The organism is Corynebacterium uropygiale (assembly GCF_021568315.1).
GTDB lineage: Bacteria > Actinomycetota > Actinomycetes > Mycobacteriales > Mycobacteriaceae > Corynebacterium > Corynebacterium uropygiale.
Genome location: NZ_JAKGSI010000003.1, coordinates 37520 through 59492 on the forward strand (window position 1 = coordinate 37520; position 21973 = coordinate 59492).

The window sequence follows — 21973 nt, forward strand, 5'->3', positions numbered from 1 at the left end:
GACACGCACAAACCCGGGCGCAGGCCCGGGTGAGAGAGCGGAGCGGCGCTTAGCCGAGGTAAATCCCGTGCTCCTGGAACCACTGGATGGGATCGACGGCAGCTTGGCCGCCAGGGTGGATCTCAAAGTGGAGGTGGGGGCCGGTGGAGAAACCGCGGTTGCCCATGCCGGCGATCTTCTGGCCAGCGACGACGTGCTGCCCGACCGTCACGTCGATCGTCTCGATGTGGCCGTACACGGAGATGGATCCGTCGGTGTGCTGGACGCGGATCCACTGCCCGAAGCCGGAGGCCGGGCCGGCGTCGATGACGGTGCCGTCCATGACGGAGTGGATGGGGGTGCCGATCTCATTGGCGAGGTCCACGCCCGGGTGCAGCACGCCCCAGCGCATCCCGAAGGGGGAGGTCAGCGTGCCGTTGGTCGGCAGAACGACGCCGCCCGGCTTTTCGCTGATGTGCTTGGCGGCCTCGGCGGCCGCGGCGATGCGCTCCTCGTTTTCCGTCTGGATGCGCGCGGCATTGCTCTGGACTGCCTTGGTGAGCTGCTCGCGGAGGTTATCGATGGGATGGTTATCGGCGATGGCGAGGATCTGCGGGGAGGAACTCTGGGTGAGGGCCCCGGAGTCCGCGACCATCGTGAACTGGTGGGAGGCGTCCGCCTGCGCCGTGAACTGGGCGGCGGCCGCGCCGCTCACCCCTGCAGTGGACACACCCGCGGTGGCGAGGGTGGCGGCGGCGATGCGGTGGCGGACCGGCCGGGAGTTCGAACCCTTACGGTGCTTCCCCTGGGTGGACCGCTGAGCCTGCCGTTCTGTCACGTTCGTCTCCCGATGAGTCCTCGTAGCCACCGTTTTGTGACCATCCTGTTACCTACTTGGCGATACCTTAGTCGCATGTCTTACACCGCTGCAAGCCCTCATTGACACCCAAATGAGGGTGAATGTCCGTTTCTCGGACACTTTTCCTCCGGCCCGCCTGCCCACGATGGCGGGGAGGCCGTGGCACAGTGGTGATGATGAATAGTAAGAAGAGTCCTCACTCGCGACCGGGTCGTCAGCGGCCACAACGGGGTCGCCGCCGCGCTCTGCGCCGTGGCGACGCCCGGAAAGAGGGAAAAACCCCAGTAATTCCCACCACTTTCCAGGCTCGCGTCCTTCATTACTTACCGACGGTTGTCATCCCGCACCTCACCATGGTGCTCATCATCGTGGCGGTTGCGCTCCTGATCTTGATGCTGTCGGGCACGACCTTCATCGCGTTACCAGCAACCATCGCGATTGGCTGGTTAGTGACCAATCTCATACCTGTCGAAGCGGGGGGAGTAAGTATCGGCTTAGTCCCATTAATCCCAGCGTTAACACTGGTCACGCTGCTGGCGAAGCACATCCACCGCGCCGTGAAGGATCGCGTCTCTATCGCGGACCTCGGCGTCATCCTCGGGCTTGTGCTTCTGGTGCCACTGGTGCTCACGGGGATTGCCAGCCTCATGCTCGTGAGCGCGGGGAGGGTGTTCGACGTCAGCCCGCCGGCCTTTTGGCCCACCGTCTCTCACGTCCTCGTCCTTCACCTCGTGGCGCTCGCCTGCGGGATGGGCACCACATTGTGGCGCGCCCTCTTCCGCCGCTATGGCATTCCGAGCGCCGTCGCCGACGACATCCGCACCGCCCGGCACTTCCTCGCCCGGCTCTGCGGCATTGCGCTCCTCATCGTCGTCGTTCTCCTGCTCGTTAACTATGACCGCCAATCGGAGATCCTGGACGCCTACCACGGGCTCGGCGCCCTCGGGGTGGTGGGGCTCATCCTTCTCAGCCTTCTCTACCTCCCGCATGCCATCATCGCGACGGCCGTCGCCCTGGTGGGCGGGGAGTTCCACATGGGCGACATAGTTCTCAGCCTCTTCGGTGCCCACGCGGCCCCGCTGCCGCCCCTGCCGCTCCTCGCCGCCATGCCGACGAGCATCCATCCCCTCGCGACGATCCTCCTCGCCATCCCGGCCTTCCTTGGGGCGTTCACCGCGTGGCGCCACCGCTCAGGCTGGGCTTCGGCGCTGCGCTCGGGCGTGGCCGCCGGGATCATGACGCTCATCGCCGGCTGGCTGGCCAGCGGGCAGCTGGCCGGATATGGGCATGTCGGGGCCCTCGTGGGGCTCAGCGCCGGACTTGTTGTGTTGTGGCTTGGCGGAACGGGGCTGATCGTGGCGGGGATTATCGCCGCTGCGCAGTGGTGGAACTCCCGTGAGCCGCGCCCGGCGGCCGAGGCTGAAGAGGACGCGGACATCGACGACGTGGACATCGACGACGCGGCTGAGCTCCCGGACGAGGAGGAAGAGGACAGCGTCGAGGATGCCGAGGACACCGAGGACGTCGAGGACAGTGGGGAGTTCGACGACGCCGCGGACGAGCCGGATCCCGCCGACCCCGAGCCCGAGGACGAGGAGGAGGACGCGGCGCCGGAGGAGAGCGAGCCTGCCCCCGTCGAGCCACAGGATCCCGAGGAGCCGGCGGATGCGGAGGAACCCGAGGCACCCGTCGACGCCGACGAGGACACACCCGGGGGTAACCCCGACACGCGGAGTGACTAGCATAGGCGGAGTGTCATCTACGGAACATCACAGTCCTCTGAACATCGTTGTCCTTGTGTCGGGGAGTGGGACGCTCCTTCAGTCCATCCTCGACAACCAGGATGAGCATTATCGCGTGTCCCGCGTGGTGGCTGACACCGCCTGCCCAGCGCTGGAACGAGCTCGAGGCGTGGGCATCCCTACAGACATCGTCGCCCTTGATGGTGACCGTCACGCATGGAACATCCGGCTCGCGGAGGCAGTAGCCCTCGGCGAACCGGATCTTGTTGTCTCTGCCGGTTTCATGAAGATCCTGGGGAAGGGTTTTCTTCACCGCTACCAGGGCAGAATCATCAACACGCATCCCGCCCTGCTGCCGAGCTTCCCCGGCGCCCACGGCGTGCGCGACGCGCTGCGCTACGGCGTCAAAGTGACGGGCTCGACGGTCCACCTGGTCGACGAAGGGGTGGACACGGGGCCCATCATCGCCCAGGAAGCCGTCGCTGTTCTGCCTGATGACACCGAAGATGTGCTGCATGAGCGCATCAAGAAAGTTGAACGCCGACTCATCGTCTCGATTTTGCGCCGCGCTCATGTCGACGGCCGTACAGGAGAGGTTCACTTCAAGAATGACTAAAAAAGCGATTAAGCGTGCGCTCATTAGCGTGTATGACAAGAGTGGCGTGGAGGAGCTCGCCACCGGCCTGCACCAGGCGGGCGTTGAGATTGTGTCGACTGGCTCCACCGCCCAGCGGATCGCCGACGCCGGCGTCCCGGTGACCCGGGTGGAGGACCTCACGGGCTTCCCGGAGTGCCTCGAGGGTCGCGTGAAGACCCTGCACCCGCGGGTGCACGCGGGCATTCTCGCCGATACCCGGAAGGAGGATCACCTCGCGCAGCTCAAGGAGCTGGAGGTGGAGCCCTTCCAGCTCGTCGTTGTTAATCTTTATCCCTTCTCCGAGACCGTTGCCTCGGGCGCTGACCGCGATGCCTGCATCGAGCAGATCGATATCGGAGGCCCCTCGATGGTCCGCGCGGCGGCGAAGAACCACCCCTCGGTGGCGGTGGTGGTGAACCCGACCCGCTACGGGCAGGTGCTGGAGGCCGCCCAGAACGGCGGCTTCACCCTGGAAGAGCGCACTGAGCTGGCCGTCGAGGCCTTCCGTCACACCGCGTCCTATGACGTGGCCGTCGCCAGCTGGCTCGGGGCGGCGAAGGACGGGGAATTCCCCGCCTGGACCGGCTCCACGCACAGCCTCGCCCACACGCTGCGTTATGGCGAGAACCCGCACCAGAAGGCGGCCCTCTATGTCGATGAGGCCGTGAGCGGCGGCGTGGCTCAGGCGCAGCAGTTCCACGGCAAGGAGATGAGCTACAACAACTACACCGACACGGACGCCGCCTGGCGCGCCGCCTGGGACCACGAGCGTCCCTGCGTCGCGATCATCAAGCACGCCAACCCCTGCGGCATCGCTGTCTCGGAGGAGTCCATCGCCGACGCCCACCGCCGCGCCCACGCCTGCGACTCGACGTCGGCCTATGGCGGCGTCATCGCGGCGAACCGCGAGGTGAGCGTCGAGATGGCCGAGCAGGTCAAGGACATCTTCACCGAGGTCATCATCGCGCCGAGCTACGAGGACGGTGCCATTGAGATCCTCTCCCAGAAGAAGAACATCCGCATCCTCCAGGCCGAGGCCCCGGAGCGCGGGGGCTTCGAGCAGCGCGAGGTGTCCGGCGGGCTGCTGCGCCAGGAGCGCGACATCCTCCAGGCCGAGGGCGACGACCCGGCGAACTGGCAGCTCGTGGCCGGCGAGGCGGCCGATGAGAAGACCCTCGCCGACCTTGCCTTCGCCTGGACCACGATCCGCGCGGTGAAGTCGAACGCCATCCTCATCGCGCGCGACGGGGCGACCGTCGGCGTGGGCATGGGCCAGGTGAACCGCGTGGACTCCGCGCGGCTCGCAGTGCAGCGTGCGGGCGAGGAGCGCGTGGCCGGCGCCGTCGCCGCCTCCGACGCCTTCTTCCCCTTCGCGGACGGCTTCGAGGTGCTCGCGGAGGCTGGCGTCACGGCGGTTGTCCAACCCGGTGGCTCCATCCGCGACAACGAGGTCATCGAGGCCGCTCAGAAAGCCGGCGTGACGATGTACCTCACCGGGGCACGCCACTTCGCGCACTAGAATGCGCGTGGGCACGGGGAGGCTGTCGGGGGAGCGGCCTCCCCACTGATTCCCCATTGCCTCCCACTGGGCGGAGTAGCGGGGCAAAGTCCGATACTATGCCAGGTGAAAGGCTAGACAAGAACTTCGTGCCGGCCTGGCCGGCTCTGAGCACCGACGAGGGTGGATCCCATGACGCAGAATTGGCCGGGCCCGAGCTCCCCGGGGGATAACGATCAGTCATCGACGGACAACGGGGTCCCCGTCCAGCAGTTCCCACCCCAGTACCAGCAGCAGAATTACCCCCAGGGCCCCGAGGTGCAGGGCTATTATCAGCAGCCGGTGTACGGGGGTCCCCAGCAGCCGCAGTACCAGAATCCGATGCCCCAGCAGCCCTGGGGCACGCCGCAGCCTGGCCCAGCGCCAGCAAAGAAAAACACCGGGCTCATCATCCTTCTGGTCGTGCTGGTCGTCATCCTCCTGGCCCTCCTCCTGGGCTTTGGCGCCTATTATTTTGTGTTCGAGCGCTCAGGTCAGGACAGTGCGGCGGCCAGCCAGACCACAAGCGCCTCGAGCCAGGCCCAGAGCGCGAGTCAGCACGCCCCCGCGGGGCGCCCGCCTCGGCCGAGCCTTCCGCCCGCCGCCCAGCCTGCCAATGACTCCGCCATGAATAACGACCCGGCCGGGAACTTCAACAATGTGTACGTCGGCAGCTCGGTCACCTCCCAACCCTTCGCCGAGGCCGTCCGCGACGCCTATGCGCGGCACTTCCTCGACACGCACGAGTATGACGCCGTCCTCGACGTCGGCAGCCCCGTCACCGGCCGGACGTATCGGATGACCTGCAAGGATAACGGTGCCTTCGTCACCTGCCGCGGCGGTGACAACGCGGTGGTCTACATCTCGTAGACCCGTCGCCCTAGCCACCCCCGAATCCGCTCCGCTGACCTGGGAAAGTCGACACACCCCTAGGTGCGGCCACTACACTCTGTACACCGTGAAGAAGTGTGGAACCCTTATTGCCCTGAGCCTGACGGCCGCCGCCCTGACAAGCTGCACCGTTCCCGGCACGATGCCGAAGGACTCCGCCGCTTCGGCCTCCGAGACCGCGTCGCTTCCCTCGCCGACGCTCGACGGCGACACCCCGGCCCCGGACACTGCCTCCGAGAGCGCGCCGCTGGACCTGGAGAGCGTCGTCCAGCGAGTCCAGGCCCAGTACCCCGGGGAGATCGGGATCGCGATCTCCGATGGCACACAGGAGACGACGGGCGGCAGCACCGAGGCCGTCCCCGCCTGGTCTACGAGCAAGGTGCCGCTCGCGATCGTGGCGCTGCGCAACGACCCCCAGCAGGCCTCCGCCGTGAGCGCGGCGATTACCCAATCGGATAATGCCTCGGCCGAACAGCTATGGGCCTCCCTCGGGGATCCGGCGAGCGCCGCGCAGGCCGTCGCGCAGGTTCTCAGCGAGGGCGGCGTGAACGCCACGGTGCAAAGCCAGGTGGTGCGCCCGGGCTTCAGCAGCTTCGGGCAGACCCTCCTCAGCCCGGCGGAGGAGGCGCGCTTCGCAGCCCGCCTCTCGTGTCTGGCGGGGGCTGAGTCCGTGCTGGGCCACATGAAGAATGTCGCCGGCGATCAGTCCTATGGCCTCGGAACCCTGCCGGATGCGGCGTTCAAGGGCGGGTGGGGCCCCACCCCCGACGGCGGCTACGAGGCCAGGCAGCTCGGCACCGTGCAGGCCGACGGCGGGCGGGTAGCCATCGCGCTGTGGGTGCGCCCTGAGGCCGGGGATTATGGCACTGCCCAGCAGGCGCTCACCGCGCTGGCGTCGGAGCTCAAGCCACTGCTTGCCCAGGCCACGCCTATCGCGAACGGCTGCGCCTAGGGGGCAGAGGAGCGGCGCCTCCCGCGCAGGGAGGGTCTAGTTCGCATCCTCCTGGAGGAGCTGGAGGGTGCGCTCGACGCGGTCCTCTGGCAAGGGGGCATGGAGGACGGCCAGCGCCGCATCCGCCAGCATCCGCGCCGTCTCGGGTAGCTCGGTGCTGAAATCCGGCCAGGGGGCGGTGCCGTCGTTCTTCCTCATTTCGATGACGGACATGGCGATGTGGAAGGGAAGCTGCGTGCGCGGGTCTTCAGCGCCGACGATGTCTGCTGCGAGCTCTTGGAAGATCCCCTCGAGCTCAGCGCGCTGCTGGTGATACTCCGCGAACTCGGTGGAGTGGGCAACAGGCAGCTGGTAGAGGCGCCCGACATTCCACCGGGAGGCCAGAAGAAGGCTCGATTCCGCTGCCACGAGGGACCACAGCCGCTGGGGCGCGGTCACCTCCGACTCTCCGAGAGCCTCAGCCAGCTTCACCGACGGCTCAATGGTGGATTTCAGCAGGGTGAGGAAGATTTCCGTCTTGGAGGGGAAGTGGTAGTAGAGCGAGGCCTGGCGGATGCCGACGGCGTCGGCGATCTGGTGCGTTGAGGTCGTCGCGAAACCCTGCGTGGTGAAGAGCTCCGAGGCAGCGTCGAGGATCTCCTCACGGGCATTGCGCCCGCGGCGACGAGGGCTGTTCTTGCGGGGTCGTCCCACTGCACCTGCCACGAATGCTCTCCTATCGGTCGGCCGAAATATTTTTATTTTAGCGCTATCGGATGTGCTCGCGCGAGGGGGTTATCCCAGAATGCGGGATGACAAGGCGTGGAGCGCCTGGGCAACCTCGCGCGCGGCCGCCCCGTACTCGGAGCGCTGGAGGGCCGGAAGGTCCGCGACGGACACATCGCTGTCGTACACCCGATCTGACCAGCGCTGCAGCTGCAGCCGGACGCCGGAGCGGAAGCCCTGGCTGAGCGCTGATTGCTCGGCGTCGGTGAGGGCTCCGGCATCGCGGGCCACCTCGAGGCGGTGAAGCGTCGTGTGCTCGCTACCGGGGGTGGTGGCCGTCGCCCACTGAGCCACGTGCACGATGGGCACGAGGAGATGATCTCGAATGTGGAGGGAGGCACTGAGATCCGGCAGGCCGCCATCCGCGGCGTGCACGGCCGGCGGTGTGTGCTCTACCGCGTGGCGGAGAAGGGAGATGCGCTGCTCATCGCTCAGCGGGTGCACGGGGGTGCCGAGGTCCTCCTCGCTGACATCGATGATCGTCCGCGGGGTGAGCGTCGACTCCCGATAGGGCAGGCCGGCTTCCTCGAGAAGGCCAGACAGCGTGTCCGTCTCATCGGGGCGGAGGGTGCCTTCTTCCCACCAGAGCCACTCGATGGGGGAGTCGGGGAGAGCTTCGCCCCGGCCCACGGCGCCGGTGAGCACGGGATGAGAGCTGGAGGTCCAGCCCCCGGCATGCTGCACGGCGGGGGAGAGGAGCGCCTCCCGGACGACGTGCGAGTACCACGCGGTGAGGAGGAAGGGGTCCTCCTCGTGAGCGATAGCGTTGCGGAAGAGCTCATGGGATTCCGCGAGCACGCCGCGCGCGGTGGGCACGTCGTGGCATCGCGGGGCAAGATCCGCCAAGTCGCGCAGCGAGGGGTGGAACTCCTGCCACGGAGAGGAAGCTGACGACGCCATCAGTTATGAACACCCTTTCTACCCGGCCGTCCTCGTTGCCCACTGAGGTCCCGATGCACTCATCCAGGCGCATCGGGATGTGGGCACTAGCCCTTTATCATAATGCGAGAAACGGGGTGCGGAAAACAGCGGGGTGGGGTGCCTGAACGCCTGCCAGAACGCCTGCGGGATCGGCTGCGCCACACGGTGTGCGGATATGCATAAACCCACCCTCCGCGGGGCGGATGGGTGGGTTTAGAGAGCTTTTACCGTGTCACCAACTACAGCGGCAAAAGGGCGCTGTTGTGATCCCGTCTTAGCGGGTAGTGAACGGCAGGAGAGCCATTTCGCGCGCGTTCTTCACGGCGGTAGCGACCTCGCGCTGCTGCTTCGGGGTCAGGCCGGTGACGCGACGAGAACGGATCTTGTGACGATCGGAGATGAACAGACGAAGGGTCTTGATGTCCTTGTAGTCCACCTTCTCAATACCCTCAGCCTTGAGGGGGTTCTTCTTCGGGCGGTGGGACTGCTCCATCCGCGCCTTACGGTGATTGTTGCGCTTCATGAATTTACTCCCTTACCAGCTGGACTTGCGAACACCCGGAAGCTCACCGCGGTGAGCCATCTCGCGCATACGAACACGGGACAGACCGAACTTCCGCAGGTAGCCGCGCGGGCGACCATCGTGGGAGTCACGGTTGCGGACGCGCACGGGGGAGGCGTCGCGCGGCTGACGGTTGAGCTCGAACTGGGCGTCGAGGCGCTCGTCGTCCGTGCTGTTCGGGTTCTTGATGATGGCCTTGAGCTCGTTACGGCGCTCCGCGTAGCGGGCGACGATTTCCTTACGCTGCTCGTTCTTGGCGATCTTGGACTTCTTCGCCATACTCTTATCGCTCCTCGCGGAATTCGACGTGCTTGCGGGCGACCGGATCGTACTTCTTCAGCGTGATGCGGTCGGGGGTGTTGCGCTTGTTCTTGCGGGTCACATAGGTGTACCCGGTACCCGCAGTGGACTTCAGCTTGATGATCGGGCGGACGTCATTGCGAGCCATAGTTAGATCTTCTCCCCACGAGCCTTGATACGAGCAACGACAGCTTCAATGCCATCGCGGTCGATGATCTTCAGGCCCTTCGTCGAAACGTTCAGGGTGACGGTGCGCCCCAGGGAGGGCACGTAGAACCGACGGCGCTGAATGTTGGGGTTCCAACGGCGCGACGTACGGCGGTGCGAGTGCGAGACAGACTTGCCGAATCCCGGCTTGCGTCCCGTAACCTGGCAAATAGCCGACATGGACTTCCTTCTCCTAGCCGCCCACGTTCAACTCACGGCGCGCCGCACCGATCGCGAGTACAGATTCTCTGCATCGCTGCAGGTCGGGGCGCAGCCAGTGCCAGCTGACGGGGCGAAAACGAATATTTTCGACAACAGCAAGAGGGAATCATACTAGAAATGCGGCGGACTACCTAATTCCCTGAGCAGGGCGGTTCCTCGATGGGGGTCGCCCAGGGGGTCCTGCCTGGGATTCCGTGGATTTCCTTTTCTTTCCGCCATGCTGTACTGTGGTTCGAGTTGCCAACGCGGGCATCCAGCCCTGCGCGCCTAAGGAAGCTCTGCCAGGAGCGCCCGGGGCGGGTAGGGAGGACGCAGTCCCTGTGAGGCCGCGGCGGCAGACCTATCACCACTAAACATCACGAACCCAACTCAGGCACGATTCCGGCGTTGGTGATGCGCCGGGAAGCGACCTGAAGTTCAACCCTGAGGGAATCGAGACTGTATGAAGAAGGACATTCACCCGGATTACCACCCGGTGGTTTTCCAGGATGCCAGCACGGGCCACAAGTTCCTGACCCGTTCGACTGTCACCTCCGCTCGTACCATCGAGTGGGAAGATGGCAATGAGTACCCGCTGATCGTCGCCGACGTCACCAGCGAGTCTCACCCGTTCTGGACCGGTGCGCAGCGTGTCATGGACACCGCTGGTCGCGTCGAGAAGTTCCAGCGTCGTTTCGGTGGTATGGCCCGCCGTAAGAAGAAGAACTCTTAAGGTCCAGGAGGGAGAGAAACCATGGCAGTTCCGAAGCGCCGTATGTCCCGTGCGAACACCCGCACCCGTCGCTCCCAGTGGAAGGCTGACAATGTCGCCCTCCAGGAAGTGAAGGTGGACGGCCAGACCGTGCGCATCCCGCGCCGTCTGGTGAAGGCCGCCAAGCTCGGCCTCGTCGACGTGGAGCAGTTCTAAGGCTCCGAGCGGAAGCCCTCGGCTTCGCGCTTACTGAGCACCCCGCCCCGGATGCATCCGGGGCGGGGTGTTGTCTTTACTTGTATTTCTTGTGGCCCCGCAGCCCTCGGAGACGCGAAGTGCGCGGGGGAGCGTGAGAGACGGCTGCCGCCCCCGTGGGGGAGGCGCTTTCTCCGAAGCTCGGCGGTATTTGTGCAGCTCGAAGCTCGAGGATCCGCAGGATTCACAGTGTCCATCTATATAGCAGCCAGAGAGTCTTCATTGCGATAGCGCATAATAGAGTGCATGAAGGTTTTGGTTGTCGATGATGAACAAGCAGTCCGCGAATCGCTGCGCCGCTCTCTGAGCTTCAACGGCTATGAGGTTGAGCTTGCCGAAGACGGCGTGGAAGCGCTCAAGGTGATCTCTCAGCAGCAGCCCGATCTCATCATTCTCGACGTCATGATGCCGAAGATGGACGGGCTCGAGGTATGCCGCACGTTGCGCAGTACCGGCTATGACCGCCCCATTCTTATCCTCACCGCGAAGGACGGGGTCTCCGAGCGGGTGGCGGGTCTTGACGCCGGCGCGGATGATTATCTCCCCAAGCCTTTCGCCCTGGAGGAGCTTCTGGCTCGCGTCCGCTCTCTTCTGCGTCGGGCCGCGGCGGATTCCGTGTCCAACAATAAGGAAGAGCTCGTCTTCGAGGATCTGCGCCTCAACCCCGAGACGCGGGACGTCTTCCGCGGTGAGCGGGCCATTAGCCTCACGCGCACGGAGTTCACGCTCCTTGAGCTCCTCATGCAGAACCCGCGCCGCGTGCTTCCCCGCTCGACGCTGCTGGAGGAGGTCTGGGGTTATGACTTCCCGACCTCCGGCAACGCACTGGAGGTGTACATCGGCTATCTGCGCCGAAAGACCGAGGCAGATAATGAGCCGCGCCTCATCCACACGGTCCGCGGCGTTGGCTATGTCCTGCGGGAGAACGCTCTGTGATCCTGCGGAAAACTCTTCGGGTCCCTCAACCGTCGGCTGAGGGGCCTTCTGCCGTTCATCCTTCGGTGCGGTGGGCGTCGAGAGCCTCTCTGCGCTGGCGTCTCTCGATGCTGTCGGCGACGATGGTGGCCATCTCCGTCATCCTGATGACGCTCGTGGCATTCATTACCGTGTACACATCGTTGTCGACGACGGTAGACCGGGACCTTGATGACCGCGCGGACTCCCTCCTCCAGAAGACGATGGACCCGCTGTTCGTGGCGCGGCTGGGAGATGAGGTCCAGCAGTTCCGGAATTACAACCCGGACACGCGCGTCACGATCTCGCCGCCCGGCTGGACGGTGTCCGTGGGTGATCCCATCATCTTCCGCTCGCTGAAGAAGGGGCAGGAGGAGAATGGGGCCACGACGTCGATCGAGACGGTGGGGCGCGAGCGCGTGCTCGTGAAGAGTAATGAGTACGGGGCGCGGGTGGTCCTTGCGCGGGAGATGACGAGCACCCAGCAGATCGTGAGCTCGCTGGCCGTCGTGCTCATTGCGATTTCTGCGCTCGGCGTGCTCGTCGCGATCGGGGTGGGGATGATCATCGCGAACGCCGGACTGAGACCGCTGGCGCGGCTCCAGCGCGCGGTGGAGTACGTGACTCGGACGGACAAACTCAAGCCCATCGAGGTCTCCGGGCACGATGAGCTGGCGCTTCTCACCCACAGCTTCAACGACATGATGGAGGCCCTGCAGCGCTCCCGCACGAGGCAGACGCAGCTCGTGGCCGACGCCGGCCATGAGCTCAAAACCCCGCTCACCTCCATGCGCACCAATATTGAGCTGCTCATGATGGTGAACCGTTCGGACTCCCCGGCGAGCATTCCGCCGGAGGAGAGGGAGGCGCTCGAGCGCGATGTGCTCGCCCAGATGGAGGAGCTCTCGACGCTCGTCGGGGACCTCGTGGACCTCGCGCGGGAGGACGCCCCGCAGCAGATGGACATGGACGAGGACATGGCCGAGGTCATGGACACCTCCCTGGAGCGCGTCCAGCGGCGGCGCCCCGACGTCCACTTTGACGCGCAGATCATCCCGTGGATCGTGCGCGGGGACGGCTTCGCGCTGGGCCGCGCGATGCTTAACCTCATGGACAATGCGGCCAAGTGGTCGCCGGCTGAGGGCACGGTGCGCATCAGGATGACGCAGGTCGACGAGCGGACCGTCGGAATCACCATTGCTGATGAGGGTCCGGGCATCCCGCCGGAGGATCGGGAGCGGGTCTTTGAACGCTTCTATCGCTCGGCGGAGTCGCGTTCGATGCCGGGCTCTGGTCTGGGACTTGCCATCGTGCGGCAGGTCATTGAGCGGCACGGCGGTTCGATCGTTGCGGATGAGGCGCCTAGCGGCGGCGCGCTCATGCGGGTAACCTTGCCAGGACATCCGTGGGAGGAGACGTCGGGGGCCGCGGATCCCCACGAGACCCCGGCGCCTCCGCCCGAGGACGGCGCGCAGCGCCGCAAGGCTTTCGCCGAGCGCTGGCTAAAGAGGAAGTCCGACTAGCCGCACGCTGTCGGAGGAACACCCGCACGGGCATCCAGAAAACGCACAGGAAGTGTCCGGAGGATCGTCAGTGAGGGTGCAGAGTGAGTGCAGATAGAGGAGCCACACTAGAACACCATGAGCGACATGAATGGACAGACACCAGATCCGCGGTGGAGCATGGGGGGAACCCAGCCGGGCTATCCCTACCCCGGGCAGCCGGACATGAGTGATGGGCAGACAGCAGGCCTGATGGCGGCAGGGCAGCCCGAGCCGCGCCGGGAGCGGAAGAAGGTGGGCCTGGGCACCGCGTTGGCGCTCATGCTGGTGGGATCCATCGTCACCGGCTCCGTCGTGGGTGTGACGGTGTCGGCCATGCAGGATTCCTCCACCAACGTGTCCAACTCCCTCGAGCAGCCGAGCGCCCAGACCGTCAACCAGGTGGATCAGCCTGGATCCGTGGAGAACGTCGCTCAGGCGGTGCTCCCCGCGGTGGTGAGCATCCGCACCCCGCAGGCTGAGGGCTCGGGCTCGATCATCTCCTCGGACGGGCTCGTTCTCACGAACCACCACGTGGCCGCGCCGGGGGAGCGCAGCGGGCTCCAGGTGACGCTCAACGATGGCTCGACGCACCGGGCCGACTTCGTGGCCTCCGATGCCGCCACGGACATCGCCGTCATCAAAATCCGGAACGTCTCCGATTTGCCCACGCTGCAGTTTGGTGACTCGACGACACTCTCCGTGGGGCAGCAGGTGGTGGCCGTCGGCGCGCCGCTGGGTTTGAGCTCGACGGTTACCTCGGGCATCGTCTCCGCAATGAACAGGCCTGTCCGGGCCTCGCAGGAGGGGGGAGAGTCCTCGCTCATTGACGCGGTCCAGACGGATGCGGCGATCAACCCGGGGAACTCCGGCGGGCCGCTCGTCGATATGCAGGGCCACCTCGTGGGCATGAACTCCATGATCGCCTCCCTGTCCCAGGGCAGCGGTGAGGAGGCCGGCTCGATCGGCCTGGGCTTTGCGATTCCCTCGAACTTTGCGAAGCGCGTGGCCGATCAGCTGGTGAACACCGGGAAAGCTGAGCAGCCGAAGCTGGAGGCCACGGTCCTCTTCAACCAGGAGGGTAATGGTGCGCTCATCCGGGATGTGATTCCCGGCGGTGCGGCAGACAAGGCGGGGCTGAAGCCCGGTGACGTCGTCACCAAGCTGGGGGATCGGCGCATCGACTCTGCGGATTCGCTCATCGCGGCGGTGCGCTCCCACGAGTTCGGGGAGACCGTCCAGCTGACTGTCACCGACTCCCAGGGAAATAACGAGAGAACGGTGGAGGCAACGCTCTCGAGCGAGTAAGTTATGGAGCACAGCGGCGCCCGCCTGGAGGTGGGCGCCGAGCCCCATCACTCAGTACGAAGGACCGCCTTATGGACCACGCCCCCTCGCATCACGATGACCTGTTGGACGTGACTGAGCCTGATGTTGCGGACCTCCTCGCTGATGAGCAGGAGGGGGGAGCGCCGGCACGTCGGCGGGCTCTCGTCGTCCTCATCAACGATCACCCCGATGCGGGGGACCCCGGCCTCGAGCGCCTCATCGCGGACGTGCTGGCGGAGGAGAACTTCCTGGTCGGGGGCGTGGTACAGGTGGAGTCCGAGGAAGGACGTATTCGCGAGGCGATCGAGACGGCCGTCGTCGGGGGAGTGGACGTGGTCCTCACCATCGGGGGAACGGGTGTTGGGCCGCGCGATGTGGCTCCGGAGGCGACGAGGAGCGTCATTGATCGCGATATCCCCGGCATCGCCGAGGCCATGCGGAGGGCAGGCTTGGGGGCCCAGGCCCTCGACGCGATGACCTCCCGCGGGGTCGCCGGGATCTCGGGCTCGACCGTGGTGGTCAACGTCGCGGGAAGCCGCGCGGCGGTGCGCTGCAGCCTCGCGGCGAGCGCCCCGCTCATCCACTATGTGGTGGAACAGCTCTAAGAAGAACTCTCAGCCAGAGGCAGAAAGAAGCACGCACCAGAATGAGCGAGCAGGACGAAGACCAGCCGAAGGATCAGCCGCAGCGGCGTCAGCGTCGCCGTGCCCAGCGACGAAGCTCGGCATCGGATTATGATCGCTCCGCTGACCGCCCCACCCGTGCCTTCCACAGCGAGGGCGGGGCAGCAGACGAGGGACGCCAGGTGTTCCTCGAGGATGAGGACCCGTCGGACGGTCTCAGCCGCGAAGAACAGTGGCGTGAGGAGCGGCCCCCGCACTATGGGGGCTAGTGGGAGGGAGCGGAGGAGCCGTCTGCCTTGTGCCCGGGCTGTCCGATTGTGCTCTCGGGGGAGAGGGCGGCGACTCCCTCCGCCACGTGAGGCGTAGCGCTGAGGGTTGCGCGTTTCTGCTCGAGGAGCAGGTCGCGGATCTCTTCAAGAAGGTGCGCTTCCAGGGAGGCCGAGTCCTCTTCCTCCTTCTTCTCCTTGATGCCGTGGCGCCGCTTTTGCAGCTCGGAGAGCTTGTTCATCGGCACAATAAGGATGAAGTACACCACCGCGGAGATGATGAGGAAGTTGAGCACTGCGGTGATGACGGCGCCAAAGTTAATGAAGGTGTTGGGGTTGCTCGGGATGATCTGAATACCAAATCCGGGCACCTCCGCCCCGCCCACGGAGGCGATGAGCGGATTGATGAGATTATTCGTCACCGCGGTGACGATCGCCGTGAAGGCCGAGCCAATGACCACCGCCACAGCGAGCTCAACGACATTGCCGCGAAGAATGAATTCTTTGAAACCTTGGAGCATGTGCCCGCATTCTAGCCTCGGGTTTCTAGCCCCGGGCTCTCGCCCCAGTCACCACCACCGCCAGCGGGGAGCGAAGCGCCGCGGCGGCGACGGCCTGCGCCTGGACCTCGTCGAGGGCGAGGAGAATGCTCGCTGATTCCTCCCCACCCGGTACGGTCACTACACGAGCCCCTTCTGCCACGACCTCTGGTGTGGCCTCGTCTTCTTTCGCCGTCACGACGCTCACCGTGTCCCCCGGAACCAGCAGCGGGGAGAGCTCCGGGTCGGCGAGCCGCAGCGGCACCATCGTTCCGCCGGGATGAAGCGAATTGATGAGCTCAGGCCCCACGAGGTGCCCGTGGTGGAGGACCTGGCCGGCGCGTCCCTCTGCTGCGAGGATGGACCCGCTGGCCTTCTCTCGCTCCTCCGGCCCCAAAGCCCCGGCGGGCTGGGAACTGAGGGCCCGCGGGGCGAGGGTGAGGTCGGTGTCCTGCAGGGCGGTCCCGGCGGGAACATCGCGGGTGAGGACGAGGACCTCGGGATCCCGGTGGCGGAGACTCGCGGCCACACCGAGCGCGGCGAGGATGCAGAGCAGCGTGGCGAGGCCCCGGCGGATGATCATGCTGCGGCGCCAGCCGGGGGTGTTCCACCACCGGGCGGAGCGCTGGGTGAAAGGTGAGGACGGCACACGAGGTTGGACCGGGCGGGACCAGGAGTGGTTCCCCGCCGTCGGAAAGGCGCCGGAAGCGACGCCGGAAGCGACGCCGCCAGCGCCGCCCACTCAGCGCGGGCTCACGGGCCCCTCGGCGGTGAGGATGAGGTCAACGGGCTGATCGTGCGGCTCGATGGGGACGTCCTCGCGGATCTCTCCGGGGTGGAGGAGGGCGATGACCTTCGGGGGATTCGGGTGACGCCGCAGCTCAGCGAGGGCGCGGTCATAGTAGCCGGCCCCCTGGCCCATACGCACGCCGGAGGGGTGGCAGGCCAGGGCGGGGATGAGGATGAGGGGGCAGTCGAGGAGCCTGCGGGTGGGCTCGCGCGGGCCGGCGGGTTCGCTGATCCCCAGGGCGCCCGGCCGCATGGCGTCCGCGCCCTGATAAGCCGTCCAGTTGAGGACGCCACCGGGGAGGGAGATGGGGAGCCACACCGTCGGCACGGTGCGGTGGAGATTTTCGACGAGGTCCGGGCCGCCGGGTTCTCCGGGGAGGGGACAGTAGGCGGCAATGGATGTGGGGGACGTGGCGTCGAGAACCTGGCGGATGTGGGTGAGAAGCTGCGCGTTGAGGTGGCGCAGGTGCTCGTCGTCGTGGGCGAGGGCTGCTCGCTCGGTGCGGTACTGGGAGCGGCGGCGGTGTTTCTCCTCTGCGGTGACCATGCCGCCCAGAATAGTGGCGCATGTCCCGAAACCACCCCGCCATGTCTTCGGGGTCACGCCGAGGGCGGCAGGTAGGCTATTGTGCATGACTCAGGCAGGGAGCAATGGCGTGCGGACCGTAGTGGTCCCCGCGGCCGGGATGGGAACGCGTTTCCTTCCGGCGACGAAGACGGTGCCCAAAGAGCTTCTCCCCGTGGTGGATACGCCCGGGATTGAGCTCATCGCGGAGGAGGCGGCGCAGGCGGGGGCTCAGCGCCTCGCGGTGATTACCGCTCCGCGGAAGCAGGAGATCATGGAGTATTTCCGCAACTTCCCGGAGCTCGAGCACACGTTGGAGGAACGCGGCCGCACGGAGCAGCTCAACAAGGTGCGCCATGCCGCTGAGCTCATTCGTCCCGTCGCTATTGAGCAGGACGAGCCCCTAGGGCTCGGGCATGCCGTCGGCCTCGCGGAGGGGGCGCTGGAGGATGACGAAGAGTTCTTTGGCGTCATGCTTCCCGATGACCTCGTGCTGCCGGTAGGGGTCATGGAGCGGATGGCCGAGGTGCGCGCGCAGTACGGCGGCTCGGTGCTCTGCGCCTTCGAGGTCCCCGAGGATGAGGTGAGCAATTACGGAGTCTTCGACGTCGAGGAGCCGGAGGAGGGCTGCCCCGCCGATGTGCGCCGCGTGCGCGGCATGGTGGAGAAGCCCGAGGCGGAGGAGGCGCCGTCGACGTTTGTCGCGACGGGCCGCTACCTACTGGATCGCGCCATCTTTGACGCGCTGCGGCGGATCACACCCGGTAAGGGCGGGGAGCTGCAGCTGACGGACGCGATTGAGCTTCTCATCACGGAGGGACACCCGGTCCACATTGTGATCCATGAGGGGAAGCGGCATGACCTCGGGAATCCCGGCGGGTATATTCCTGCCTGTGTGGATTTCGGGCTGAGCCATCCTACGTATGGCCCGCACCTGCGGCGCACGTTGCATCGGATTTTGGCTGAGCATGAGGTCGAGGATTCTCAAGACTAAGACAGACCTCGTGGGAAGGGAGAAGTGAGGCCAGTCGTGCGTTCCGTGGAAGATCAACTCGCTCGCGTGACCGACGCCGCCGTCACTCCGGAGCCTGTGCGCATCGCGATCGCCGATGCCCTTGGCCTCATGTGCGCCGAAGAAGTCCAGGCCACGGAGCCGCTGCCCGGATTTGCCCAGGCTGTGGTGGATGGCTATGCGGTGCGCGCCGTCGACGTCGGTGGGGAACGGGGCCTCGGGCGAGTCGCCGCTGCGCCGGAGGCCTCCCTCCCCGTGGTGGGTGAGGTCATGGCCGGGTCCCAGCGCCCGCTGCGACTCCAGCCGAAACAAGCGGTGCGCGTCCACACTGGGGCGCCGCTGCCGACGCTCGCCGACGCCGTCCTTCCCCTCGAGTGGAGCGATCGCGGCCGCAAGCGAGTCGTGGCGGAGCGCCCGGTCCGCTCGGGAGACTTTGTTCGACGGCAGGGGGCCGACATCCAGCCCGGCGACATTGCCGTCAGCGCGGGCGCCGTCCTGGGGCCAGCGCAGATTGGCCTGCTGGCTGCGGTGGGGCATTCGAAGGTCCTCGTCTACCCGAAGCCGCGGCTCTCGGTGATTTCTCTGGGGCGCGAGCTCGTCGATATTGACCGTGACCCTGGTCTGGGGCAGGTCTATGACGTGAACTCCTATTCCCTCGCCGCAGCGGGGAGGGAAGCGGGCGCGGATGTCCACCGCTATGGCATCGCGGTGGGGGAGCCTCGCCGGCTGCGGGACATCATCGAGGCCCAGCTCATGCGCAACGAGATCATTGTGATTTCTGGGGCCGTTGGCGGCGCCGGGGGCGAGGAGCTGCGCCGGATCCTCAAGGACTTGGGCGGCGTGGACACCACCCGTGTGGCCATGCACCCGGGCTCGATCCAGGGCTTCGGGGTCCTCGGCGACAACGAGGTGCCGGTTTTCCTGCTGCCCTCCAACCCGGTGTCTGCGCTCGTGGTCTTTGAGGTCTTCGTGCGCCCGCTCATCCGGCTCTGCCTGGGCAAGCGCAACGCGAACCGCCGCGTCGTGCGGGCGCGGGCCCTCAATCACGTGCGTTCGCGCGCTGGGCGCCGAGGCTTCGTCCGCGCCCGCCTCATGCGCGACGCTGAGACGCAGGACTACCTCGTGGAGGGCCTCGGCGGGGCGACGGGCGCTCCGGCCCACCTCCTCGCCGGGCTGTCTGAGGCCAACGCCATGATCCGGATCCCGGAGGATGCCACGGAAGTGCGCCCCGGGGACGTGGTGGACGTGCTCTTCCTCGCGCAAAGTAGCTAATGTTTCTGCCGCTCAGCAACGGGCGCGAGGCCCCCACGCACCCCGGTTGGCCCCTCGCCACGCCGGCTGTCCGTCTCCTGGATGGCGGCCGCGTGCGGCTGAGACCCCTGCGCGCCAGCGACAAAAGGGAGTGGATCGAGCAGCGACTCCTCGATGAACCGCACCTGCGCCCCGTCGAGACCACAGCGCCCCAGGGCTGGGAGGAGGCGCACTCGCCTGGGGCGTGGTGGACCATGTTCTTCTCGCTGCGTACGGCGGCGCGCAAGGGTATGGTTCTTCCGCTGGTTATTGAGGTCGACGGCCACTTTGCCGGCCAGACCACGCTGGGAAACATCCAACACGGCGCGACGTCCGACTGTTGGATCGGCTACTGGGTGTTTTCGCGCTATCACCATCGGGGGATCGCGACGGCCGCCTGCGCGCTGGGAACCGATCACGCCCTGTACCGCGTGGGCCTGCACCGCGTGACGGCCACGTACCTGCCGAACAATGTGGCATCGGGGAAGGTCCTTGAGGCGTGCGGATTCCGGACCGAGGGCTTCCTCCACGCCAATCTGCACATTGATGGGCAGTGGCGCGATCACCACTTTGTGGCGCTCAACCGGGAGGACTTCCCGGGGACGTGCGTCCGTCGGCTCCGCGAGTCCGGCCGACTGCGCTGAATCCTCCGATGCATTTTCCGACGCCCTCCCGCGGCGCGCCGCGACCCTGTGACTGGAGTGACGTCCTATGATCAACGGGACAAACTGTCCAGATTGACCGGTGAGGAAGGCGGACATTCCATGCCCGGTGGCATTGCTATCGTCTTAGTAATCGTGGTCTGGCTTTTCGTGTTGGCGCCCCTGCTGCTGCGGGGCCAGAAGCCAATCCGGAAGGCGGGGGAGGCCTTCGATGACACGCGCGTGCTCTACGAGGGAGGCTCCGGAGAGCTCAACACCACCCGGCGCACACCCCGCGTGAGCTCGGCGGACGTGCGCGTCCCCTCGGAGGAGAAGGACGAGGACCTCGAGGTCGTCGAGAGCGAAGACGTCCTCATCGAGGAGCCGCAGGAAGGCTCCCGCTGGGGCTCCATGTTCTCCCGCGCTTTCGGCCGCGGGGGCCAGGAGCGGGCAGAGGAGCCGGAGGAGATCGAGATCGTCGACGGCGACGAGGTGCGCGCCCTCGAGCCCGCACCCGCTGAGGCGGACTCTGCCGCGGAGGCGGACACTGGCTCTGAGGAGGCCGGTGAGCCGGAGGAGGCGTCCGAGGACACTGACACCGACACCTACTCCTTCGACGACGCCTACACCTCCCCCGGGGACCTGCTGGATCCCCGCGCTGCCGCCGACGCGCCCCTCGAGCTCGTGGCGGATGATACCCCGGAGAGCGTCTCGGAGCTCGTGGAGAACGAGGCCGACGAACCCACCGCCCTCACCGCCGAGGAGCGAGAGTTCGCCCAGCGCCGCGCTCGCCGTGGCGGCTGGGACCCGGAGGCCTCCGAGAAGCTCTCCGCATCCCGCTACCAGCGCCGCCAGCGCACGCTCATTGCGCTCGGTGTGCTGACGGTGCTCACGCTCGTCGCCGGCTTTGTGTGGGGCGGCTGGGTGTGGGTGGCGCCGGCTCTCGTCGTCGCCCTCGCAGCGCTGTACCTCGTGGCGCTGCGCAAGCAGGTTCGCGCCGAGGAAGCCCTCCGCGCCCGCCGTATCCGGCAGCTGCGCCGCGCCCGCCTGGGCGTCCGCCACCCGGAGGAGGAGCTCCCCCTGCCGCGACAGCTGCGCCGACCGGGTGCCGTGGTCCTCGAGGCCGACGACGAAAGCCCGGACTTTGTCCACCTGGACACCGTCTACGCGGAGGACGTCCTTCCCGCCGAACCCGACGAGCACACGGAGCGTCCGCGTCTGCGCGTCCACGATGGGCGCATCGCCGGCTAGAGCCCGATTCACTCCCTCTGACCAGCCGATTTTTGAAATCACACGGGAGGGAGTAACATTAGGCGGTGCACCGCAAGGGGCTATAGCTCAGTTGGTAGAGCGTCGCGTTCGCAATGCGAAGGTCAGGGGTTCGATTCCCCTTAGCTCCACGTGATGGTATTTCCCCCGGTCCTGTAGCCGGGGGATTTACTGTTATCTCCCCTGGTAGAGGCACTGGTTATGGTAGCCCGCTAAAAGACTCAAGGGGACTGAGCTGACGTGGAAATGCTGAATCTTGTCACGAGATTTGTCATGAAAGGCATGCCGGATGGCAACCCGGAAGAGGGAAACGATCACAGTGTGAGTCAAGGGAGGGGCCTCCCAACTGCTCTCGGGGAAGTGGCGGGCCCGGTACACCTATAGGGGAAGTTCCTACAGTCGAGTGTTTTCCCGTAAATCACAGGCGGAAACGTGGCTAGAGAACTATTCCCACCTTATTGACCGTGATGAGTGGACCCCACCTACTGTGAGGGATGAGGCGGCTAAGGCTAAGGTCCGTGTCGAGGCACTGACAGTAGCGGATTCATGGGGGGGTATCTCGCTAGCCTCAAACAACACCATAGATTCCTACGCCTCAGAATGTGTGGGGAGGATCACTGGGGTAGATGTGGTCA

At 66.1% G+C, this 21973-nt stretch carries 26 protein-coding genes and 1 tRNA gene; 17 read left to right on the plus strand and 10 right to left on the minus strand.

Annotated features, from left to right (window positions below; genetic code table 11):
• Positions 1-49 precede the first annotated feature (49 nt).
• Positions 50-817, minus strand: coding sequence for a M23 family metallopeptidase (locus L1O03_RS06075; RefSeq protein ID WP_236118561.1), 768 nt, complete (start codon positions 815-817; stop codon positions 50-52).
• 413 nt (positions 818-1230) lie between these two features.
• On the opposite strand from L1O03_RS06075, the gene L1O03_RS06080 reads away from it, so the two are divergent.
• From L1O03_RS06080 to L1O03_RS06100, 5 genes are all read left to right on the plus strand, one after another.
• Positions 1231-2580, plus strand: a complete 1350-nt coding sequence (locus L1O03_RS06080) for a cell division protein PerM (protein ID WP_236119190.1) — start codon at positions 1231-1233, stop codon at positions 2578-2580.
• Positions 2573-3196, plus strand: coding sequence for a phosphoribosylglycinamide formyltransferase (gene purN / locus L1O03_RS06085; protein WP_236118562.1), 624 nt, complete (start codon positions 2573-2575; stop codon positions 3194-3196). Before L1O03_RS06080 ends, purN begins: the two co-directional genes overlap by 8 nt.
• Positions 3189-4736, plus strand: a complete 1548-nt coding sequence (gene purH / locus L1O03_RS06090; RefSeq protein ID WP_236118563.1) for a bifunctional phosphoribosylaminoimidazolecarboxamide formyltransferase/IMP cyclohydrolase — start codon at positions 3189-3191, stop codon at positions 4734-4736. The genes purN and purH overlap by 8 nt, the downstream gene beginning before the upstream one ends.
• Before the next feature lie 171 nt (positions 4737-4907).
• Positions 4908-5624 (plus strand): hypothetical protein, encoded by a 717-nt coding sequence (locus L1O03_RS06095; protein WP_236118564.1) that lies wholly within the window; start codon positions 4908-4910, stop codon positions 5622-5624.
• 88 nt (positions 5625-5712) lie between these two features.
• The gene (locus tag L1O03_RS06100; RefSeq protein WP_236118565.1) at positions 5713-6597 is read left to right on the plus strand and encodes a serine hydrolase; all 885 of its coding nucleotides are present in this window, start codon (positions 5713-5715) and stop codon (positions 6595-6597) included.
• A 36-nt stretch (positions 6598-6633) separates the two neighbouring features.
• Here the strand turns inward: L1O03_RS06100 and L1O03_RS06105 are convergent, their stop codons facing one another.
• The 6 genes from L1O03_RS06105 to rpmB form a co-directional block, all read right to left on the minus strand.
• Entirely contained in the window at positions 6634-7302 is a 669-nt protein-coding gene (locus tag L1O03_RS06105) for a TetR/AcrR family transcriptional regulator (protein ID WP_236118566.1), read from the minus strand.
• Positions 7303-7371: 69 nt separating this feature from the next.
• Positions 7372-8262 (minus strand): putative nucleotidyltransferase substrate binding domain-containing protein, encoded by an 891-nt coding sequence (locus L1O03_RS06110; protein ID WP_236118567.1) that lies wholly within the window; start codon positions 8260-8262, stop codon positions 7372-7374.
• 295 nt (positions 8263-8557) lie between these two features.
• Positions 8558-8806, minus strand: a complete 249-nt coding sequence (gene rpsR, locus L1O03_RS06115) for a 30S ribosomal protein S18 (RefSeq protein ID WP_236118568.1) — start codon at positions 8804-8806, stop codon at positions 8558-8560.
• A gap of 12 nt (positions 8807-8818) precedes the next feature.
• Positions 8819-9124 (minus strand): 30S ribosomal protein S14, encoded by a 306-nt coding sequence (rpsN, locus tag L1O03_RS06120; RefSeq protein WP_236118569.1) that lies wholly within the window; start codon positions 9122-9124, stop codon positions 8819-8821.
• Between the two features lie 4 nt (positions 9125-9128).
• On the minus strand, positions 9129-9293 hold the full coding sequence (gene rpmG, locus L1O03_RS06125) for a 50S ribosomal protein L33 (RefSeq protein ID WP_236118570.1): 165 nt from the start codon (positions 9291-9293) through the stop codon (positions 9129-9131).
• 2 nt (positions 9294-9295) lie between these two features.
• Entirely contained in the window at positions 9296-9532 is a 237-nt protein-coding gene (gene rpmB / locus L1O03_RS06130) for a 50S ribosomal protein L28 (protein ID WP_236118571.1), read from the minus strand.
• A 484-nt stretch (positions 9533-10016) separates the two neighbouring features.
• Between rpmB and L1O03_RS06135 the strand changes: the two genes are divergently transcribed.
• The 7 genes from L1O03_RS06135 (at position 10017) to L1O03_RS06165 (ending at position 15236) form a co-directional block, all read left to right on the plus strand.
• The gene (locus tag L1O03_RS06135) at positions 10017-10286 is read left to right on the plus strand and encodes a type B 50S ribosomal protein L31 (RefSeq protein WP_236118572.1); all 270 of its coding nucleotides are present in this window, start codon (positions 10017-10019) and stop codon (positions 10284-10286) included.
• Between the two features lie 21 nt (positions 10287-10307).
• On the plus strand, positions 10308-10481 hold the full coding sequence (gene rpmF, locus L1O03_RS06140; RefSeq protein ID WP_236118573.1) for a 50S ribosomal protein L32: 174 nt from the start codon (positions 10308-10310) through the stop codon (positions 10479-10481).
• Between the two features lie 285 nt (positions 10482-10766).
• On the plus strand, positions 10767-11456 hold the full coding sequence (locus L1O03_RS06145; RefSeq protein ID WP_236118574.1) for a response regulator transcription factor: 690 nt from the start codon (positions 10767-10769) through the stop codon (positions 11454-11456).
• A gap of 107 nt (positions 11457-11563) precedes the next feature.
• Positions 11564-12997, plus strand: coding sequence for a HAMP domain-containing sensor histidine kinase (locus L1O03_RS06150; protein ID WP_236118575.1), 1434 nt, complete (start codon positions 11564-11566; stop codon positions 12995-12997).
• A 117-nt stretch (positions 12998-13114) separates the two neighbouring features.
• On the plus strand, positions 13115-14323 hold the full coding sequence (locus L1O03_RS06155; RefSeq protein WP_420830308.1) for a S1C family serine protease: 1209 nt from the start codon (positions 13115-13117) through the stop codon (positions 14321-14323).
• A gap of 71 nt (positions 14324-14394) precedes the next feature.
• Positions 14395-14949: a MogA/MoaB family molybdenum cofactor biosynthesis protein gene (locus tag L1O03_RS06160; RefSeq protein ID WP_236118576.1), complete on the plus strand. Its 555-nt coding sequence runs from the start codon at positions 14395-14397 to the stop codon at positions 14947-14949.
• 41 nt (positions 14950-14990) lie between these two features.
• Complete coding sequence (locus L1O03_RS06165) at positions 14991-15236, plus strand: hypothetical protein (protein ID WP_236118577.1); 246 nt, start codon at positions 14991-14993, stop codon at positions 15234-15236.
• Here L1O03_RS06165 and mscL read toward each other — a convergent pair.
• From mscL to L1O03_RS06180, 3 genes are all read right to left on the minus strand, one after another.
• Positions 15233-15754, minus strand: coding sequence for a large conductance mechanosensitive channel protein MscL (gene mscL / locus L1O03_RS06170; protein WP_236118578.1), 522 nt, complete (start codon positions 15752-15754; stop codon positions 15233-15235). The genes L1O03_RS06165 and mscL overlap by 4 nt on opposite strands.
• A 25-nt stretch (positions 15755-15779) precedes the next feature.
• On the minus strand, positions 15780-16421 hold the full coding sequence (locus L1O03_RS06175; RefSeq protein WP_236118579.1) for an SAF domain-containing protein: 642 nt from the start codon (positions 16419-16421) through the stop codon (positions 15780-15782).
• Between the two features lie 93 nt (positions 16422-16514).
• Positions 16515-17108: a 5-formyltetrahydrofolate cyclo-ligase gene (locus L1O03_RS06180; protein ID WP_236118580.1), complete on the minus strand. Its 594-nt coding sequence runs from the start codon at positions 17106-17108 to the stop codon at positions 16515-16517.
• An 85-nt stretch (positions 17109-17193) separates the two neighbouring features.
• On the opposite strand from L1O03_RS06180, the gene L1O03_RS06185 reads away from it, so the two are divergent.
• From L1O03_RS06185 to L1O03_RS06205, 5 genes are all read left to right on the plus strand, one after another.
• Positions 17194-18120: a UTP--glucose-1-phosphate uridylyltransferase gene (locus L1O03_RS06185; RefSeq protein ID WP_236118581.1), complete on the plus strand. Its 927-nt coding sequence runs from the start codon at positions 17194-17196 to the stop codon at positions 18118-18120.
• 36 nt (positions 18121-18156) lie between these two features.
• The gene (glp, locus tag L1O03_RS06190; protein WP_236118582.1) at positions 18157-19410 is read left to right on the plus strand and encodes a molybdotransferase-like divisome protein Glp; all 1254 of its coding nucleotides are present in this window, start codon (positions 18157-18159) and stop codon (positions 19408-19410) included.
• Complete coding sequence (locus tag L1O03_RS06195; protein WP_236118583.1) at positions 19410-20072, plus strand: GNAT family N-acetyltransferase; 663 nt, start codon at positions 19410-19412, stop codon at positions 20070-20072. Before glp ends, L1O03_RS06195 begins: the two co-directional genes overlap by 1 nt.
• A 93-nt stretch (positions 20073-20165) precedes the next feature.
• The gene (gene sepX / locus L1O03_RS06200) at positions 20166-21320 is read left to right on the plus strand and encodes a divisome protein SepX/GlpR (protein WP_236118584.1); all 1155 of its coding nucleotides are present in this window, start codon (positions 20166-20168) and stop codon (positions 21318-21320) included.
• A 76-nt stretch (positions 21321-21396) separates the two neighbouring features.
• Positions 21397-21469, plus strand: a tRNA-Ala gene (locus tag L1O03_RS06205).
• Positions 21470-21973: the final 504 nt, after the last annotated feature.

What these genes read in the sequence shown, in the direction of transcription:
- L1O03_RS06080 (WP_236119190.1), top strand. Translation starts at nt 1,231, where the DNA reads ATGCTGTCGGGCACGACCTTCATCGCGTTACCAGCAACCATCGCGATT.
- purH (WP_236118563.1), top strand. Translation starts at nt 3,189, where the DNA reads ATGACTAAAAAAGCGATTAAGCGTGCGCTCATTAGCGTGTATGACAAG.
- L1O03_RS06095 (WP_236118564.1), top strand. Translation starts at nt 4,908, where the DNA reads ATGACGCAGAATTGGCCGGGCCCGAGCTCCCCGGGGGATAACGATCAG.
- L1O03_RS06110 (WP_236118567.1), bottom strand. Translation starts at nt 8,262, where the DNA reads ATGGCGTCGTCAGCTTCCTCTCCGTGGCAGGAGTTCCACCCCTCGCTG.
- rpsR (WP_236118568.1), bottom strand. Translation starts at nt 8,806, where the DNA reads ATGAAGCGCAACAATCACCGTAAGGCGCGGATGGAGCAGTCCCACCGC.
- rpsN (WP_236118569.1), bottom strand. Translation starts at nt 9,124, where the DNA reads ATGGCGAAGAAGTCCAAGATCGCCAAGAACGAGCAGCGTAAGGAAATC.
- rpmG (WP_236118570.1), bottom strand. Translation starts at nt 9,293, where the DNA reads ATGGCTCGCAATGACGTCCGCCCGATCATCAAGCTGAAGTCCACTGCG.
- rpmB (WP_236118571.1), bottom strand. Translation starts at nt 9,532, where the DNA reads ATGTCGGCTATTTGCCAGGTTACGGGACGCAAGCCGGGATTCGGCAAG.
- L1O03_RS06135 (WP_236118572.1), top strand. Translation starts at nt 10,017, where the DNA reads ATGAAGAAGGACATTCACCCGGATTACCACCCGGTGGTTTTCCAGGAT.
- rpmF (WP_236118573.1), top strand. Translation starts at nt 10,308, where the DNA reads ATGGCAGTTCCGAAGCGCCGTATGTCCCGTGCGAACACCCGCACCCGT.
- L1O03_RS06145 (WP_236118574.1), top strand. Translation starts at nt 10,767, where the DNA reads ATGAAGGTTTTGGTTGTCGATGATGAACAAGCAGTCCGCGAATCGCTG.
- L1O03_RS06150 (WP_236118575.1), top strand. Translation starts at nt 11,564, where the DNA reads ATGCTGTCGGCGACGATGGTGGCCATCTCCGTCATCCTGATGACGCTC.
- L1O03_RS06155 (WP_420830308.1), top strand. Translation starts at nt 13,115, where the DNA reads ATGAGCGACATGAATGGACAGACACCAGATCCGCGGTGGAGCATGGGG.
- L1O03_RS06160 (WP_236118576.1), top strand. Translation starts at nt 14,395, where the DNA reads ATGGACCACGCCCCCTCGCATCACGATGACCTGTTGGACGTGACTGAG.
- L1O03_RS06165 (WP_236118577.1), top strand. Translation starts at nt 14,991, where the DNA reads ATGAGCGAGCAGGACGAAGACCAGCCGAAGGATCAGCCGCAGCGGCGT.
- mscL (WP_236118578.1), bottom strand. Translation starts at nt 15,754, where the DNA reads ATGCTCCAAGGTTTCAAAGAATTCATTCTTCGCGGCAATGTCGTTGAG.
- L1O03_RS06180 (WP_236118580.1), bottom strand. Translation starts at nt 17,108, where the DNA reads ATGGTCACCGCAGAGGAGAAACACCGCCGCCGCTCCCAGTACCGCACC.
- L1O03_RS06185 (WP_236118581.1), top strand. Translation starts at nt 17,194, where the DNA reads ATGACTCAGGCAGGGAGCAATGGCGTGCGGACCGTAGTGGTCCCCGCG.
- L1O03_RS06195 (WP_236118583.1), top strand. Translation starts at nt 19,410, where the DNA reads ATGTTTCTGCCGCTCAGCAACGGGCGCGAGGCCCCCACGCACCCCGGT.